Source organism: Deltaproteobacteria bacterium (assembly GCA_029210625.1).
Taxonomy (GTDB): Bacteria; Myxococcota; Myxococcia; order SLRQ01; family SLRQ01; genus JARGFU01.
The window spans coordinates 62,526-77,331 of record JARGFU010000024.1 but is presented as its reverse complement, the minus strand read 5'-3'; the positions used below and the strand labels follow the sequence as shown (position 1 = coordinate 77,331).

20 protein-coding genes are annotated in these 14,806 nt (G+C 66.4%); all 20 read left to right on the top strand.

Features of this window, described 5'->3' with window-relative positions:
- Positions 1-266: hypothetical protein (locus tag P1V51_20195; protein ID MDF1565370.1), on the top strand; the 266-nt coding region annotated here is incomplete at its 5' end.
- 203 nt (positions 267-469) lie between these two features.
- Entirely contained in the window at positions 470-982 is a 513-nt protein-coding gene (locus P1V51_20190; GenBank protein ID MDF1565369.1) for a hypothetical protein, read from the top strand.
- Positions 979-1,209, top strand: coding sequence for a hypothetical protein (locus tag P1V51_20185; protein ID MDF1565368.1), 231 nt, complete (start codon positions 979-981; stop codon positions 1,207-1,209). Before P1V51_20190 ends, P1V51_20185 begins: the two co-directional genes overlap by 4 nt.
- The gene (locus P1V51_20180; GenBank protein ID MDF1565367.1) at positions 1,196-1,396 is read left to right on the top strand and encodes a hypothetical protein; all 201 of its coding nucleotides are present in this window, start codon (positions 1,196-1,198) and stop codon (positions 1,394-1,396) included. Before P1V51_20185 ends, P1V51_20180 begins: the two co-directional genes overlap by 14 nt.
- Positions 1,393-1,716: a hypothetical protein gene (locus P1V51_20175; protein ID MDF1565366.1), complete on the top strand. Its 324-nt coding sequence runs from the start codon at positions 1,393-1,395 to the stop codon at positions 1,714-1,716. The genes P1V51_20180 and P1V51_20175 overlap by 4 nt, the downstream gene beginning before the upstream one ends.
- 144 nt (positions 1,717-1,860) lie before the next feature.
- A complete protein-coding gene (locus P1V51_20170; protein ID MDF1565365.1) occupies positions 1,861-2,106 on the top strand; it encodes a hypothetical protein in 246 nt (81 codons plus the stop codon).
- 11 nt (positions 2,107-2,117) lie between these two features.
- Positions 2,118-2,264 carry a hypothetical protein gene (locus tag P1V51_20165; protein ID MDF1565364.1) on the top strand — a complete coding sequence of 49 codons (147 nt, stop codon included), beginning with the start codon at positions 2,118-2,120 and terminating at the stop codon, positions 2,262-2,264.
- A 13-nt stretch (positions 2,265-2,277) separates the two neighbouring features.
- Positions 2,278-2,556: a hypothetical protein gene (locus tag P1V51_20160; GenBank protein ID MDF1565363.1), complete on the top strand. Its 279-nt coding sequence runs from the start codon at positions 2,278-2,280 to the stop codon at positions 2,554-2,556.
- 41 nt (positions 2,557-2,597) lie between these two features.
- The gene (locus P1V51_20155; GenBank protein ID MDF1565362.1) at positions 2,598-2,786 is read left to right on the top strand and encodes a hypothetical protein; all 189 of its coding nucleotides are present in this window, start codon (positions 2,598-2,600) and stop codon (positions 2,784-2,786) included.
- A 523-nt stretch (positions 2,787-3,309) separates the two neighbouring features.
- The gene (locus tag P1V51_20150) at positions 3,310-4,131 is read left to right on the top strand and encodes a hypothetical protein (protein MDF1565361.1); all 822 of its coding nucleotides are present in this window, start codon (positions 3,310-3,312) and stop codon (positions 4,129-4,131) included.
- A gap of 45 nt (positions 4,132-4,176) precedes the next feature.
- Positions 4,177-5,151 carry a major capsid protein gene (locus tag P1V51_20145; GenBank protein MDF1565360.1) on the top strand — a complete coding sequence of 325 codons (975 nt, stop codon included), beginning with the start codon at positions 4,177-4,179 and terminating at the stop codon, positions 5,149-5,151.
- Between the two features lie 62 nt (positions 5,152-5,213).
- Positions 5,214-5,618 (top strand): hypothetical protein, encoded by a 405-nt coding sequence (locus P1V51_20140; GenBank protein ID MDF1565359.1) that lies wholly within the window; start codon positions 5,214-5,216, stop codon positions 5,616-5,618.
- Complete coding sequence (locus tag P1V51_20135; GenBank protein ID MDF1565358.1) at positions 5,615-6,676, top strand: hypothetical protein; 1,062 nt, start codon at positions 5,615-5,617, stop codon at positions 6,674-6,676. Before P1V51_20140 ends, P1V51_20135 begins: the two co-directional genes overlap by 4 nt.
- Before the next feature lie 88 nt (positions 6,677-6,764).
- Positions 6,765-7,136, top strand: coding sequence for a hypothetical protein (locus P1V51_20130; GenBank protein MDF1565357.1), 372 nt, complete (start codon positions 6,765-6,767; stop codon positions 7,134-7,136).
- Positions 7,137-7,145: 9 nt separating this feature from the next.
- Entirely contained in the window at positions 7,146-7,505 is a 360-nt protein-coding gene (locus P1V51_20125) for a hypothetical protein (protein MDF1565356.1), read from the top strand.
- Positions 7,506-8,009, top strand: coding sequence for a hypothetical protein (locus P1V51_20120; GenBank protein ID MDF1565355.1), 504 nt, complete (start codon positions 7,506-7,508; stop codon positions 8,007-8,009).
- Positions 8,010-8,012: 3 nt separating this feature from the next.
- Entirely contained in the window at positions 8,013-8,198 is a 186-nt protein-coding gene (locus P1V51_20115; protein MDF1565354.1) for a hypothetical protein, read from the top strand.
- Between the two features lie 96 nt (positions 8,199-8,294).
- A complete protein-coding gene (locus P1V51_20110; protein MDF1565353.1) occupies positions 8,295-8,957 on the top strand; it encodes a hypothetical protein in 663 nt (220 codons plus the stop codon).
- Between the two features lie 153 nt (positions 8,958-9,110).
- Positions 9,111-9,779: a hypothetical protein gene (locus P1V51_20105; GenBank protein MDF1565352.1), complete on the top strand. Its 669-nt coding sequence runs from the start codon at positions 9,111-9,113 to the stop codon at positions 9,777-9,779.
- A gap of 354 nt (positions 9,780-10,133) precedes the next feature.
- The gene (locus P1V51_20100; GenBank protein MDF1565351.1) at positions 10,134-14,804 is read left to right on the top strand and encodes a phage tail tape measure protein; all 4,671 of its coding nucleotides are present in this window, start codon (positions 10,134-10,136) and stop codon (positions 14,802-14,804) included.
- Positions 14,805-14,806 lie beyond the last annotated feature (2 nt).

The following is a 14,806-nucleotide window of genomic DNA, read 5'->3' as shown; positions in this document are numbered from 1 at the left end:
GCCCGATGAGCTTCACTTTCGTCTTGATCCACAACTCCGAGCCCGAGCCCGAGCCGGCGCCCTCCCCCGCCCTCCCCCTTCCCTCCCACGGTTCTCCGGAGGACCGGGGGCGCGCTGACGCCTACTACTGGCGCAGCCCCGCGCCGCACTACTACGACGCCCAGGAAGGCCGCGTCGAGCGCCCCGGCATGACCCCGGCGCAGATCGCCGCCTACCTCAAGGGCTACCGCTCCGAGACTGACCGGAAAGACTGGGGAGCCTATTAGGAGGCCAAGATGAGATGCACCGCCCAAGTCGACTACTTCATGAGGACCCGGGAGCAGGGACGCTTCGCCCTCGCCGCACTGTTCCTGAACGCCGCTTGCCGGCACTACCGGACAGGGGACCGGGGGATCGCGATCCGCGACTGCCTGGCCCGGGCACGCGCCGCCAGGCTCAAGCCCGACTACCACACTTGGAGGAAGCTCCCATGAGCAGGAAGGCCGACAAGGAAGCCCGCAGAGCCCGCAGGTTCGACTTTGTGCCTGGGGAGGTAGGGGAGGACCAGATCCGGTCGATCGTGACCGAACACGTCAAGGCGGGCCGTCTGGACCCCTCCCAGGTCGAGGACACCATCGAGAAGTCCAAGGCGAAGGGGGTCTGGATCTCCGACACCTACCAGGTCGCCGTCTACGACGCCGAGGCCTCGCCCGAGTGGCCGGCAATGTGGCACCTTTCCATCAAGCGCCGCGACAAGCACCCCATCCACGACTGGCGCGATCTACAGGAGATCAAGAACCGGATCGTGGGTCCCGAGTTCGAGGCCGTCGAGCTCTACCCCGCAGAGTCCCGGCTGGTGGACGTCGCCAACCAGTACCACCTCTTCGTCCTCAAGGAGCAGGGGCTCACGTTCCCCTTCGGCTTCAAGAGCCGCCTCGTTTCCGATACCCCGTTGACCTCGGCCAGCCAACAGCGCCACGGCGCACAGAGAGGAGAACCATGAGCCAGTCCTGCTACATCATCGCCTCCCGCATGGACTCCAACCCCGAGACCGGGGAGAAGGGCGGCTACGTCCTGGCGACTCGCCAGCTCTTCGCCGCCCGCGAGGCCGCGGAGCACCGCGCCGCCGCCTACGCTCCCAGTCGGGAGCCGGTGGTCATTGAGATCACCAAGGAGCAGCTCGCCTCGCTGCGCGTCCCCGAGGAAGGAGGAACCCATGCCCGTTCCTGAGAGTCGATACGTCGCCTGCCTCGACTGCAAGCGGGGGCCGAAGTTCCGAGAGCACGACCCCGAGGGAGCCTGCTCGGCTGGCTGGCAGGCGCGCACCCGGAAGCTCGGTTGCTACTGTGGCGAGCGCATTCCCGGCACCAAGGCCAAGAAGGGCGAGCAGGGCTACGTCGCCGCGGGCGTCCAGTGAAGGGGGCGCTGGACCGGATCTCCCGGGAGCTGGACGAGCTGACCGGCGTCGTCGAGAGGGTAGGGCTTGCGTCTCTCGCGCAGGAGCTCGCCGACATCTCCCGCCGCGTCGAGCTGCTCCGAGAAGGGGAGGGCGTCGCCTGGATCACGCCGACCACCGAGCCCCGCTGCGCCGGCTGCGCCCGCGAGGTAAGGCACGTTGCCCTGACGATCCGGGCGACCCTGGCGCTGGGGACCGAGACCGCCGGACGCAATGCCGCCCGCCGCGCCGAGGAGCTGGAGAGGATCGCCGCCCGGATCGGGGGGAGGGGAGGGCGCTAGGGCAACTCCCCGCCGGCCACGCTTCGAGGCGACTCATCTCCGGGTCGCCTCTTTTTTTCACTTTTCCCATCTTCTCCTATTGACGACCACCCAATGGGAGGGTATAAGGGAGACAAGGCAGCAAGGCAACCCAAGGAGAGCCCCATGAAAGCCAGCACGCAGAAGATCGTCGCCAGCCTCAAGAAGCACGGCATCGAGACCATGAAGATCGAGCCCCGCAAGGGCATCACTCGCGAAGGCGTCACGATCTTCAAGATCCGCCCCGGCCTGGTGGGCGTTCTTGCCAACTGCGCCTACGCCCCCGCCGCGGTTCGCCAGGCGCTCGAGGCCGAAGGTTTGACCGTTACGACCAGGGAGCATACCGCTCCCGACGCCCTGTTCGTCCTGTAGAGGAGCCCACCATGACCGGAGAGATCTACACCCACCCCGACCAGATCGACGTCCTTCTCAGTCAAGACGTCGACGAGGTCTGCCAGTCCTGCCCGATCCCCGAGAACAAGCGCAACTGTGCCCTGTGCGCCGAGCTGGGCGACGTCTGCCCGAACTGAGGAGGAGGAAACCATGCACAAGTATCTCGAGGAGCTGGAGCGCCACCGCAACGCGCTCTTCATCGCCAAGTTCACCGCCTGGGAACGGATGCAGATCGCCGCCTGGCTCGCTCGCTGCGCCGGACCGCGCCGCAACCCGGCCCGGGCGGCATGGATCGCCTGCCGCTATGGCGAGACCCTGGCTCGCGCCCTGCGCGAGGTTCGTATCCTGAGAGACCCGGAGACACGGGGGCCGCTCATGAGCGAAAACGACACAAAACCCACTCTCACGCCACCCACCGAGGGGGTATAATGGCACCCCGGCCCCAAGCCGACACCAAGGAGAGGAGTCCAATGCCCGAGATCGCCGTCCTGCCCGCCGCAACCGCAGAAGAGGAGGGGGCGCCGTTCCGCCCCGGCTACATCGTCGCCACGCGAGACCCCGGGGAGCCCTGGTCGACCGAGGGCAAGACCGTCTTCCCGTCCCTTAAGGGCGCCTACTTGGAAGCCGCCCGGATCATGGAGGAGGCCGCTCATGGGTAAGAGATCGTCGCTTTCCGCCGTCCCGACCCGGGCGCTGCATCGAGCGCTGGCCGAGCTGGGCTTCTCCCAGGCCAAGCATGGGCGCGCCGGTCATCCCATGTTTGCCGACTCCTGTGGGCGCACGGTTCGCCCGATCCCGGCCCGCCGCTACAAGGAGGCGAACCTCGCCGCGGTACGCTCTTGTGGACAGGCCCTCGAGAACCTGGGAGTCATCTCCCGACGTGAGTTCATCGCCCTCGTTCGTTCCCACGCATAAACCCCCCGTCTGACGCCCTGGGAGGGCACTGGGGAGGCGCTTGGATCCTCCCCCGTGCCCTACCCCTCAAAGGGTGGAACTTGCCGTCTTGACAGCAAGCCAGCAAGCCAGGAAACTATACGAGCCGAGCCCCGTGGACCGCCCTCTACGGGAAGCGACGCTCGGGGGACCGCGGCCGGACGGCGCCCCCCCCCGACCACCGAAACGCTCGACCGGATGGCGAGCACTCTCGGTCGCCGGATGGGACCGTGAGAAGACGAGGGAACCATGAAGAAGATCCGCTTCAACGGGAAGCTCTACCTGCTCGATGCCGCCACGGGGAGGACCTTCGAGGTCGACTCGGACGGCAAGCAGGGCGCGGAGGTCAAGCTGGAAGGGTTCGATCCCGCCAAGGCCGATGAGGTCAAGGAAGGCGACCAGAACCCCGCGAACGAAGTGCTCAAGCAGACTCGCGAAGAGGCGAAGAAGTGGCGCGAGCAGTTCGAGGCACTGCGCGACTCGCTCGGGGGTCTGAAGCCCGACGAGATCGCCGAGATCATCCGCAAGGCGCGAGAGCAGGAAGCCCTTGCTGAACAGTCGCGCAATGAGCAGCTCGCCAAGGAGGGTAAGTACAAAGAGCTCCTCGAGGAGACCGAGAAGAAGTTCAAGGCCAAGATCACCGATCTCGAGGGCAAGCTCGAGGCCGCGAACGGTCTCTTCACCTCCGAACGGATCAACAACACGGTCCTCTCTCTGACTTCCCGGCCCGACGTTGTCAACGCGAAGCAGGTCGCCGCCCTGGTGCGGGACCGCTTCAAGCTGAACGAGACCGGGGAGGTCATCGTAGTCGACGACCACGGGGCGCCCGCACTGAACGGGCAGATGCAACCCCTCTCGCCGAAGGAGTACGTCGACGCCTTCTTCGAGACCAACACCCACTTCCTCAAGGCCGGACGGTCGGGAGGCGCTGGGTCGGGAGGCTCTGCCCCGGCGGGCAACGGCAGCATCAGGACCAAAGCAGACCTCAAAGACGACACCGCGAAGGCCGCGTTCATCCGAGAGAAGGGCGTGAGCGCCTACCTCGAGCTCCCCCCGGGGGCGGCGGCGTAGTAGCGGCGCAACCACTTCACGGGCTCCAGCCCAGGGAGAATCACAATGGCTATCGGTAAGACGTCCGACTTCCAGATCTATCAGGAAGAGTTCTTCGGCGGCATGAGTGAGGTCATCGAGCAGGAGGCGAACGCCTTCAACGCGGCCTCCAACAACTCCCTCATCCTGACCCCCACCCGTCTCAAGGGAGACTACGAGAAGGAGAGCTTCATCAAGTCCATCGCGGGGCTCGTGAGCCGGCGAGACACCACCGCGACCACCGACGCGACCGACATCGCTATGACGATGGGCGAGCACGTTTCGGTGAAGGTCAACCGCAAGATCGGCCCGGTTGCTCAGACCCTCGACGCCTGGCGGAAGCTGGGCGAGGACCCGAGCACCATGAGTTTCCAGCTCGGCAAGCAGATCGGCAAGGCGGTTGCCCTGGACTACGTCAATACTGCGATCACCGCCGCCGTTGCGGCCCTGAAGGGCGTCGCCGCCCTCAAGCACGACGGCAGCTTGGGCACCATCACCCACACCGCGATGAACCAGGCAATGGCGAAGCGCGGGGACGCCGCGAACGCCCTGGCGTGCTGGGTCATGCACTCCAAGGCCTACTTCGACCTGATCGGCCAGCAGATCGCCGACAAGCTCTACGAGGTGGCCTCCGCGACCGTGTACGCCGGCACCGTGGCGACCTTCGGCAAGCCGGTCGTCGTGACCGACGCCCCCGGCCTGTGGGACGCCAACGGCTCCGCGACCGACACCTACAACACCCTGTGCCTGGTGCCTGGTGCGGTCAACGTGAAGCAGTCCGAAGCCCAGGAGATCGTCTCCCAGCTCATCACCGGTAAGGAAAACCTCGTCATGCGGATCCAGGGCGAGTACGCCTTCAACGTGGGCATCACGGGCTTCGCTTGGGACGTGACCAACGGCGGTGCGAACCCCGCCGACGCGGCGATCGGCACCTCGACCAACTGGGACAGTTCGGCCTCGAACAACAAGTCCCGCGCTGGCGTGCTGCTCGTCACCCAGTAGTCGCGCAACTCGTGAGGGGGGAGGGCGCCTGCTCTCCCCCCCCCACCCCCCAAGGAGGCCCCGTGAAGCCCTACTCTCAGACCGACAACTGGAGCTGCCTCGCGATGAGCGCGGCCCATATCGCCGGGGATGAGAACCTGGAGTCCTTCATCGAGTACGCCTGCCACGATGGGTCGATGTTCGTGCAAGGCTCGACCCACCCCGACGGGAGGATGGGCTTCATCCTCGAGGAGGCAAGGGGATTTCTTGCCTCCCGGGGGATCGAGCTCGTCGAGATCACCACCGAGGACTACCCGCAAGAGCCAGCGGCGCTGCTTTCGGTGGCCGTCCCCCAGTGGCCCATGAACTCCCACTGGATCGCCTGGTCCGGGGGAGAGCACTACGAACCGCACCCCCGCTACAAAGGGCGGGAGTTTACCGAGTACCCCATCGTTTCGGCATGGGCAGCGAGGAGGAGGAATCCATGAGCACCCGCGTTCTGATCTACGACCACGGCAGCAGGAGCATCTCTTCGGCGATCGCGCAGGCTTGGAAGTCGGCCCTCGATGCTCGAGGGATCGCCGCGGCCTTCCGCAACCCCTCGGTCTACGGTCCTGGCAACTACGAGAAGGCCCTGGCGACCGTGTGCCACGGCATGGCCGGTCACAACCCCGAGCTGATCGCGGACCAGCTCGCGAACGACGGGATCCCGATCGTCGTCGAGATGGGCTACGTCAAGCGCGGGGAGACCGTGAAGGACCACTGGGCGGTCGGGGTGGGCGGGATCAATGCCAAGGCGCACTACCGCAACCGCCTCGCCCCGGGGGACCGCTGGGAAGCGCTGGGCGTCACCCTGGCCGAGTGGCGCAAGGAGGGCGAGCACGTCCTCGTCTGCGGGCAGGTCCCCGGCGACGTGAACCTGGGGGGCATCGACGCCCATCGGTGGGCGCGAGAGACGATGGACGAGCTCCGCAAGCTCACCGACCGGAAGATCGTCTTCCGCCCCCATCCGCTGGATCCGAGCAACGTCGAGACGAAGGTCGGGGCGAGCTTCGACACGATCTCCTACGCCCCCCTCGAGGAGGACCTGGCGGGCGCCTGGTGTGTGGTGGGCTACACCTCGAACTCGATGGTCGACGCGATCATCGCGGGCGTCCCGGCGATCTCCCTGGGAGAGTCGATGGCAAGCCCGGTCGCGGGCGGCTCTCTGGCCGCGGTCGAGAATCCGCCGATGCCAGACCGCCAGCAGTGGGCGCACGAGCTCGCCTACGCCCAGTGGACCGTCGCCGAGATCTTCGCCGGCCTGCCGTGGGAGCACCTCATCGAGGGCAAGACCAAGACGGTCGCCTACCCCGCAACGGAGGGGGAGCCGGCCCCGGTCCTGGCGCCGGATCCGGTCGAACCGCCCAGCGCGCCGGCCACGGATCCGGAAGCCGGGGTGCAGGTAGTGGAGAAGGCCTCCCAGAAGTCCCAGGAGGCCCCGGAAGCGAAGATTCCGCCCACCCCCAAGGCGAAGGCCGCGGGGCGGCTGAAAGTGTCGAAATAGGGGCTATGGGGACCCCGTCGCTCAAGTAAGGGCGCGCCTCCTCCCGCGTCCTCGTGGCGGGGCCCCCTCCACCCTTTGAAGGAGCCCGATGTTCACGCTCAACGCCGATGGCATGGATCTCGCGACCGACCTGGTCGTCCACTTCCCGGGGCAGGCACGCGAGAACATCGTCCAAGCGCTCGACTTCATCGGGGCGACGATGCGCGCCGCGATCGTCGAGGAGCCGAACAAGTTCTTCACCGACCGGACGGGCCTGCTCCGCAAGTCGGTCCAGTTCGAGGTCGACCCGGGCAAGCTGGAGATGGTCCTCTGGCCGGGGCAGGACTACGGCAAGTTCGTCGAGCTCGGCAACGGGGGCAAGCACGCCTTCCTCTGGCCGACGCTGGAAACCCACGAGGCGCTCGCCCGCTCGACCATCGAGGCCGCGATCGACCTCACCATTGAGCAGGTCCTCCCGTAAGGAGGCGAGATGGCTCAGTTCTCGACCAAGGCCGACGTCAAAGACCCCATCTTGGCCGGGGTCACGCAGGAAGAGGATCACAAGAAGGCCGAGCGCGAGCTCCTCATGGAGCTCAAGGCCGCGGGCGTCAACCCGGAGACCATCGACGACGCGAGCGTCCTCAAGGACCTCTCGGTCGCCTACGCCTCGTGGCAGCGCTGCATCTTGGAGACGCGGGAGAAGGACGACGCCTTCGACGTCAAGGCCCGCCACTACAAGGGGATCTGGAACGATGGGGTCGGCAAGTTGAATCGGTACGTCGACGCGGCGCCAGTGGAACGGACGGGCGGATCCGTCTACGGGCTCAACGTCACGATCGAGAGGTGGTAGGTGGAGAGCGTAACCGAGCTCCTCGACTACCTCAAGGAAGGGATCGAGGCTTCGGACTACCTCAAGCGCTTTGCCTTGGCGCTCAAGGCCGACGAGCCCGGGACCACCGGGGCGTTCGCTGCGATCCTCGGCAACGAGCACTGGAAGTCGAAGCAGATCCCGCTCTCCCTCCACCCCTTCGTCATCATCTCGACCGGTGACGAGAAGGAGCGGCGGGAGATGTTCGCCGGGACCAAGATCCGGCGCGAGTTCCGTTTCATCGGTGGCGTGCTCGACAACAGCGTAGAGCGCTGCTCGAAGCGCATCGTAAGCCTCGGGGAGATCCTGGCGCACGAGCTCAGGCACCTTCTCGGGGCAGTGGAAAAGACGCCAGATGAAGCGGGGGCGAGCTCGGGCATGATCGACGGTTTCGACATCTTGCCGCTCCAAGGGGACGGCGACCGCAACCGGCCTGCGGCATACGTCGCGGTCCCGGTCACTATCGCCTACTTCCTAGAGGGGTAACCCATGAACATGCAGAAGTTTGGAACCCGCAAGCCCTTAGTGACCGCTGGAAGTCCGGCCCCCAAGAAGCCCGCCGGCTGGTTTGCCGACTGTGGCGCCTGCGACAAGCCGGCGCATATGGCGACCCCGCCGACCAAGGCCTTCGAGTGGGCCTGCCCGTGTGGGCACGTCAACAAGTTCAAGGTGTAGCTGCGCCTGCCGAGCCAGCAAAACGGCAAAGCGGCATGACGGGCACAAGCCCGAAGGAGAAACAAGATGAGTATGGAAAAGGGACAAGGCTCCTTGATGAGCCTGCTCTCCGGAGCATACCTGGCCGAACTGGCGACCGGCGGCGCGAACGATGCCTGGGTCCAGTCCTTCGGCTACGAGCCGCAGTATTCCACCGAGACCCACAACGCCTTCGGCTTCGTCGACCCCGTTCTGGTCGAGGACACCTACAACGGCGTGAAGGGCTCGTTCGACATCCTGCCGAACGCCTCGAACCTCATCGAGGCCTGTCTGACTCGCCAGGACGTCGCGACCGCGAAGGCTTTTGACCCGGCGCTGTTCAACGCCTTCTTCGTCATCGTCAACGTGCGGAACACGAAGACCAACGCCTTCTTCCGCTCCCACCTGGTGAAGAACTGTAAGGTGGTCGGCAACCCCTACAGCTCCAGCGTGGACGGGAAGGCGACCCTGAAGTTCGACTTCGAGGGGACCGGCGTCGTGAAGTACGCCCTGCCGCTCCAGATCACGCAGGAAGCAGGCACCAACACCCCGTCTCAGGTGGTCACCCCGTCCTCGAACATGACCCAGGTCGCGGCGAAGTACGCGCAGCTCGTGTTCGTCGACGATGTTCTCAAGGTCATCACCACCGACTACACCGAGACCGCGTCTGCCGTCACGATGGTCGCTGCGGTCCCGACGACCTCCAAGGTCACCGTCATCTCCTGCTACACCCCGGCTTAGTGGGGGGGTAGACAAGAAAGGAGTCACCCCGTAGACTAGGAGACAAATAGACCGCAGTCGCGGGGGTAAAGTTGACGAATTGAACCCCGCTCGGATCCGCTCCGGGCGGGGTTCTTTTATGCCCCCCGACCCCCACCACGAGGAGGAGACCTCATGGCATCGAAGAAGAAGACCACCAGGGCAGACCGCGAAAAGAAGCTCTACGAGATCCTCGACGGCAAGGTCAACGGCACCTTCCGGGGCAAGCCGGTCGTGCTCAAGGCCCTCACGGTCGGGCAGCGCCGCCTCTGCGCGATCGCCTACCAGCGGACCTTCAACGAGCTCATGGAGACCGGGGGATTTATCTCCGAGGCGGTCGTCCAGCATCACGTCACCAAGCAGGCGCTCGCCGCCGGCATCTCCACCGAAGCGCTCGACGAAGAGATCCAGCGCTCGATCATCCGCAAGCTCTGGGACGAGATCCCCGAAGCCCTGGCCGGCGAGTGCTCCCCCGAAGAGAAACTCGCCAAGGCCTCGGAGCTGGCGAAGTCCCGCACTACGGAGGAGGTCAAGCTCATCGCCGACGTCGCGGCGGTCATCGACCTCAAGAGCCGCCTCTTGCAGGGGACGATCGAGCATCACGCCCGGGTCGCCCAGCTCGAGCAGGAGCTCATCTTCGCGGTTCGCGAACTGGTCACGGCAGGGGACGGCACCGTCACCGAAGTCCCCCTGTGGACCTCGGTCGAGGCGCTGCAAGAGGAGCTCGACGACGTCGAGATGCGGCAGCTCAACGGAGCCTGGAAGGCGCTCAAGGAGGGTGCGGCGCTCGATTTTTTGTCCTAGTCGCGCAGGAGGAGCCCTGGGTCGGGGTTTGGTCGAGTGCAGAGCAGGCCCCGGCCCGAATCTTCCCTGCGCCCGTCCACGAGTGGACGGCAGACCAGCGGAACCTCGTCCAGGTGGCGAGGATCCTCGACACGCTGAAAGCGACACCGGAGGAACAACGAGGCCCGATGGAGGACATCAAGGGTTGGCGCGACGTCGAGAGGCTCATCGGTGCGCTCAAGCGCAACCGGGAAGGGCGCGCTCACGCGCACGCACGCGCTGACCAGTTTGCCTACGCCCGCTACTCCGAGGTCGTGAGGTTCTAGCATGGCAGACCGCGCCGAAGTCCAGATCTTAATCCAGGCAATCGACCAGATGAGCTTGCCCTTCCGGCAAGCGGGCAAGGCCGCGACCGACCTGCGGCGGATGCTCGACGCCGTGGGGGGCGACTTCAACAGGTCCGGGCAGCAGGCGCGGGCGGCTGGGGCCGACATCGAGGGCTTCGGGGACAAGGCGCAGGTCCTCGCCCGGTCCATCGGGCAGCTCGGCACGGCAATCGGCGCCGGGGCGCTGTTCTACGGCGTGACCAAGGGGGCCAAGGCGACGCTGGACGCCTTCTCCGACTTCGAGCTGAAGATGCAGGAGACGGCCTCGGTCGCCGGGGCCACGACCCGCGAGCTCGACACCATGAAGAAGACCGCCCTCGATCTTGCGGGGGCGACCGGCTACATGGGCTCGGAGATCGCCGGGACCTTCTACGAGTTCGCCTCGGCGGGCCTCTCCGCAGCCGAAGGCATGGCCGCGGTCGAGCCCGTCCTGGCCCTGGCCGCAGCCGGTCATATCTCCCTCTCGGACTCGGTCAACGTCTCTACGGTCGCGATGAAGGCCTTCGGGCTCCAGGCGACCGACGTCGGGCACGTCACCGACGTCCTCATGAACTCGGTCGCGATGAGCTCGATGAAGGCGAACGAGTTCGTCCGGGCCTTCGCGCAAGGCGGCGCGGTCGCCAAGCTCGCGGGGCAGGATCTCGAGAGCTTCGTCGCCGCCGTCCAGAACATGAAAAACGTGGGTATCAACGCCTCCGACGCGGGCACGTCGATCAAGGCGACCCTGACCCAGATGATTATCAAGCCCGCCGCGGAGGCAGAGGAGGCGATCAACCGCCTCGGGATCAAGTTCCGCGAGGGCGCCGACAACTCCGGGCCGATCAAGCAGTGGGGCGACATCATCGCCGAGCTGGAGACCAAGCTCGCCAAGTTGGGGGAGGCCGAGCGCCTCAACACGCTCGCCACCCTGGCCGGCGCCGATGGCATCCGGGCGCTGGCCGCGTCGCTGGGGATCGGCTCGGACAAGATCAAAGAGCAGGTCGAGATCCTCAAGACGCACGACGGCATCGTCCGGCGCCTGGCCGACGACGCCCTCGCCACCTTCGACGGGGCGATGAAGCAGCTCAAGGGGACCCTGGGCTCGCTTTCGGTGGAGATGGGATCGACCTTCGCCCCGGCGGTCCAGAACGCCGCGGGGTGGATCAAGGACCTCCTCCAGTGGATCCGCGAATTGGGGACGACGACCAAGACGCTCCTCGCGATCCTCGTGGGAGGGACCGGGCTCACCGCCGGCTTGATCGTCGCTTCCGCCGCGATCGGCGCGCTCGTCGCTGGGATCGGCGTTTTCGGAGTCGGCCTGGGCGCCGTCATCGGCCCGATCGTCGCCGTGGGCGCTGCACTGACCGCCCTGGTCGCCGGGGTCTACGCCGTCCACAAGGCGATCACCGCCGACGACAACGCCGTCAACAAGTGGGGCGCCAGCTTCGGGGTCGCCGCCGACGACATCGGCGACGCGACCGTCAAGCTCGCCGCCAAGGCCGCGAAGCTCGAGGAAGAGGCCTACGGCGCGATCGAGCGCATGAACCAGCTCGGGACCGACACCAAGAGCCTCGACTCCCTGAAGGATCGGTTCGTCAGCCTCGCCCAGGCGCAGGAGCGGTCGGTCCAGCAGGAGACCGAGCTCAACGACATCGTCTCGAAGCTCAACCGGGCGATCCCCGGGCTCAACCTGGCCTACACCAACGAAGAGACCGCGATCGACAACGTCACGGCAGCGGTCAAGCGCGCCAAGGAAGAGAAGCGCAAGGCGATCGAGGAGGAGGCCCGCCTCTACGTCCTCAAGCGCGAGACCATGATCGCCTCCTTGAACGATGCGATGGCAGCGGAGGAGAAGAGCCAAAGCCAGATGCGGGCGCGGATCGCGTCGCTGAAGGCCGACATCGCGGGCTTCGAGGACACCTACGAATCGACCCTGCTCGGCTACTCCCCGATCGGCAAGATGAACGAGCTCGAGGAGCTCGAGGGGCAGCTCTCCGCCTCGGCGCAGGCGGTCGACAATATGCGCGCCAAGTCCGAAGGGGCGCAGGCCGCGCTCAACCGGATCCGCGAAGCGGCGCAGGGGAAGGGGCTCGTCGAGGTCCTGCTCGGGGCCAGCAAGGAAACCGCTGACCCGACCAAGGCGGTCGAGCAGGCCGGCCAGGCGAGCGCCGCGGCGCTGAAGAAGATCACCGACGACGCCGTTTCCTACATGGAGAAGCACCTCCGCAACGAGATCGAGCTCGCCCCCTCCTCGGAGGCGCGGGCCGCAGCGGAGAAGGCCCTGGGCGAGTTCCTCGAGAGCTCGCACGCCGCCGCGACCGTGGCCGGCAAGAACGCCGGGGCCGCTTGGGTCGGCTACCTCGAGAAGGTCAAGGCCGACCTGCTCAAGGTCGTCAACGGCGACGCCGCGTTCTTCGACAACGAGGACGCCCGGGTCAAGGCCAAGAAGCTCGGCGAAGAATACAAGGCGCAGTGGGCGCTCGCGAACGCCGGGATGGCCGATATGAGCAAGGCCTTCAACGCCCAGGTCGCCGCGGAGAACAAGCGCCTCATTGCAGAAGGGATGCTCGACCCGACCGAGTACGCCAAGGGGCTCGACGCGATCCTCAAGGCCGAGCAGAAGAGCGGGCGGGGCCAGCGCGAGGTCATCGACACTGTGCGCGAGGCCCGGAACGAGGCGATCGAGGCGGCGATGGACCGCAACCGGGAGCTCGCCCAGTCCCACAACCTGAGCGCTGACGAGTACGCCCGCCGGCAGCGCGAGCTCGTCAACCTGTCCGGCCCGACCAGCGACGCTCGGATCCTCGCGGAGGCGAAGCTGGTCGCTGAAGTGACCCAGCTTCGGGAGAAAGAGTTCGCCGACTGGTATGACCTGGAGCAGCGCAAGATCGCCCTCGGGGGCGGCTCCTGGTCCGCTCTCGCCTCGGGCCTGAAGGGGCAACTCGAGCTGATCCGGGGCAACTCGGCGGAAGAGATCGCCCTACGCAACAAGATCGTCGACGCGCAGGCGAAGGCAGAGGAGCGGGCGCGCACCGAAGCCCGCCGCACCTTCGAGCTCGAGCGGCGCTTCGGGAAGCAGTCCCTCCAGAACTACCTCGAGCTCATCCAGACCCAGAAGGCCTCCCCGAACCTGCGGGCGGAAGAGCTCGAGCGCCTGGTCTCCCTCGAGGCCGACGTCCAGGGGCGGATCCGGGCCGAGCGGGAGTCGACCTTCCAGACCGACCTCGCCCGGGGACGTGTCTCTCTGGCCGAATACCGGGCCTATCTGAGCGAGAAGCTCGACGCCGACGTCTGGTACAGGGAGGGGGAGAAAGAAGCGACTCAGCGGGCGCTGGAGGCCACCGACGAGGCGATCCGGGCCTCGCAGGCGCGCAGGGTCCAGAACCGCGCCAACAACTCCCTCAAGGACCTCGAGGCATGGAAGGCGCGCCTGGACGAAGAGATCCAGCTCGCGGGGAAGAACGAGGACAAGGTCGAGGCGCTCATGCAGCAACGCCTCGGGGTGGAGCGCCAGATCCGGGCCGCGAAGCTCGCGACCTTCGACTACGAGAGCCGGGTCGATGCGAACGCGCTCATCCGCAAGCGCGAGTACCTCAACAAGGAGATCGCGCTCCTCGAGGAGGGCACCTTCGAGAAGCGCCGGCTTCAAGAGGAGCTCCGAGACGTCATCGCGGAGATCGACTACAACCGCCCGATCGAGGAGCAGACTCGCGCCGTGGGGCTCCTCCAGGCGAAGGTCCAACTGCTCGGGGATACCTGGGAGGGCTTCAACAAGCAGGAGAGCGCGGGCGACAAGAAATCCCGCCTCATGGGGCTCATCGACACCTACCGGCAGCTCATCGACCAGCAGGTCGCCCAGTACGACCTCGAGACGAAGCGCGCCTCGGATACCACCTTGACCGACAAACAGCGGGGAGAGGCCCGCCAGAACGCGCTGAAATACATCCAAGACATTTACAAGACCGAGACCGAGCTCCAGGCCCGCTTCAAAGACACCGACTGGGTCTTCCGGCGCGAGGTGGGCTACGTCCTCAAGGATGCGAACGAGCAGGTCAACTCCCGCCTGAACGCCGCGCTCGGGGCGACTCAGGACCCCCTGGAGTACGCGCACAAGGTCCTCGACCAGATGCAGGGGACCACCAAGGGGGCCGAGTCGGCGGCAGTCACCGCAGCGAACGACCTCAAGGAGAAGGCGGCGGCAACTGACGCCGTGGCCGGCAAGGTCACTGAGTCGGCGAAGGCGCTGGGGACCTCCCAGGGAGCGCTCGCCGACGTCGTCACCGGGCTCTCGGGATCGGCGGGGCAGCTCGCCGCCTCGGGGACCACGATGCAGGAGGGCTCGGTCAAGATCGCCGACTCCATCACGACCCTCGGGACGGCAACCCAGGGGCTCGCCGGGGCGGCGACCGACCTGAAGCTGATCGAGTTCAAGCTGGCCGAAGCGATCAACACCCTCGACGCCAACGAGAAGGCCCGCCACGACCAGGCCCTCGACCGCATGGAGCGGCTGGCGCAGGCGGTCACCGACACCGTCAAGGTCAACGAGCGCTCGGCCAAGGCGCTCGAAACCGTGGCCGGCAGTTTGACGCAGAACTTCCAGATCCACGTCGCCAAGCTCCAGGCCGACGTCAACCAGTGGGCCGACTTCATCGCGAGCGAGGTCCGGCGGCTCGTCCCGTAAGA

Bases quoted from the DNA above. Each gene is read 5' to 3' on its own strand.
- P1V51_20135 (MDF1565358.1), top strand. From the start codon at position 5,615: ATGAGCACCCGCGTTCTGATCTACGACCACGGCAGCAGGAGCATCTCT.
- P1V51_20130 (MDF1565357.1), top strand. From the start codon at position 6,765: ATGTTCACGCTCAACGCCGATGGCATGGATCTCGCGACCGACCTGGTC.
- P1V51_20180 (MDF1565367.1), top strand. From the start codon at position 1,196: ATGCCCGTTCCTGAGAGTCGATACGTCGCCTGCCTCGACTGCAAGCGG.
- P1V51_20185 (MDF1565368.1), top strand. From the start codon at position 979: ATGAGCCAGTCCTGCTACATCATCGCCTCCCGCATGGACTCCAACCCC.
- P1V51_20155 (MDF1565362.1), top strand. From the start codon at position 2,598: ATGCCCGAGATCGCCGTCCTGCCCGCCGCAACCGCAGAAGAGGAGGGG.
- P1V51_20105 (MDF1565352.1), top strand. From the start codon at position 9,111: ATGGCATCGAAGAAGAAGACCACCAGGGCAGACCGCGAAAAGAAGCTC.
- P1V51_20110 (MDF1565353.1), top strand. From the start codon at position 8,295: ATGAGCCTGCTCTCCGGAGCATACCTGGCCGAACTGGCGACCGGCGGC.
- P1V51_20125 (MDF1565356.1), top strand. From the start codon at position 7,146: ATGGCTCAGTTCTCGACCAAGGCCGACGTCAAAGACCCCATCTTGGCC.
- P1V51_20165 (MDF1565364.1), top strand. From the start codon at position 2,118: ATGACCGGAGAGATCTACACCCACCCCGACCAGATCGACGTCCTTCTC.
- P1V51_20145 (MDF1565360.1), top strand. From the start codon at position 4,177: ATGGCTATCGGTAAGACGTCCGACTTCCAGATCTATCAGGAAGAGTTC.
- P1V51_20190 (MDF1565369.1), top strand. From the start codon at position 470: ATGAGCAGGAAGGCCGACAAGGAAGCCCGCAGAGCCCGCAGGTTCGAC.
- P1V51_20100 (MDF1565351.1), top strand. From the start codon at position 10,134: ATGAGCTTGCCCTTCCGGCAAGCGGGCAAGGCCGCGACCGACCTGCGG.
- P1V51_20170 (MDF1565365.1), top strand. From the start codon at position 1,861: ATGAAAGCCAGCACGCAGAAGATCGTCGCCAGCCTCAAGAAGCACGGC.
- P1V51_20150 (MDF1565361.1), top strand. From the start codon at position 3,310: ATGAAGAAGATCCGCTTCAACGGGAAGCTCTACCTGCTCGATGCCGCC.
- P1V51_20160 (MDF1565363.1), top strand. From the start codon at position 2,278: ATGCACAAGTATCTCGAGGAGCTGGAGCGCCACCGCAACGCGCTCTTC.
- P1V51_20115 (MDF1565354.1), top strand. From the start codon at position 8,013: ATGAACATGCAGAAGTTTGGAACCCGCAAGCCCTTAGTGACCGCTGGA.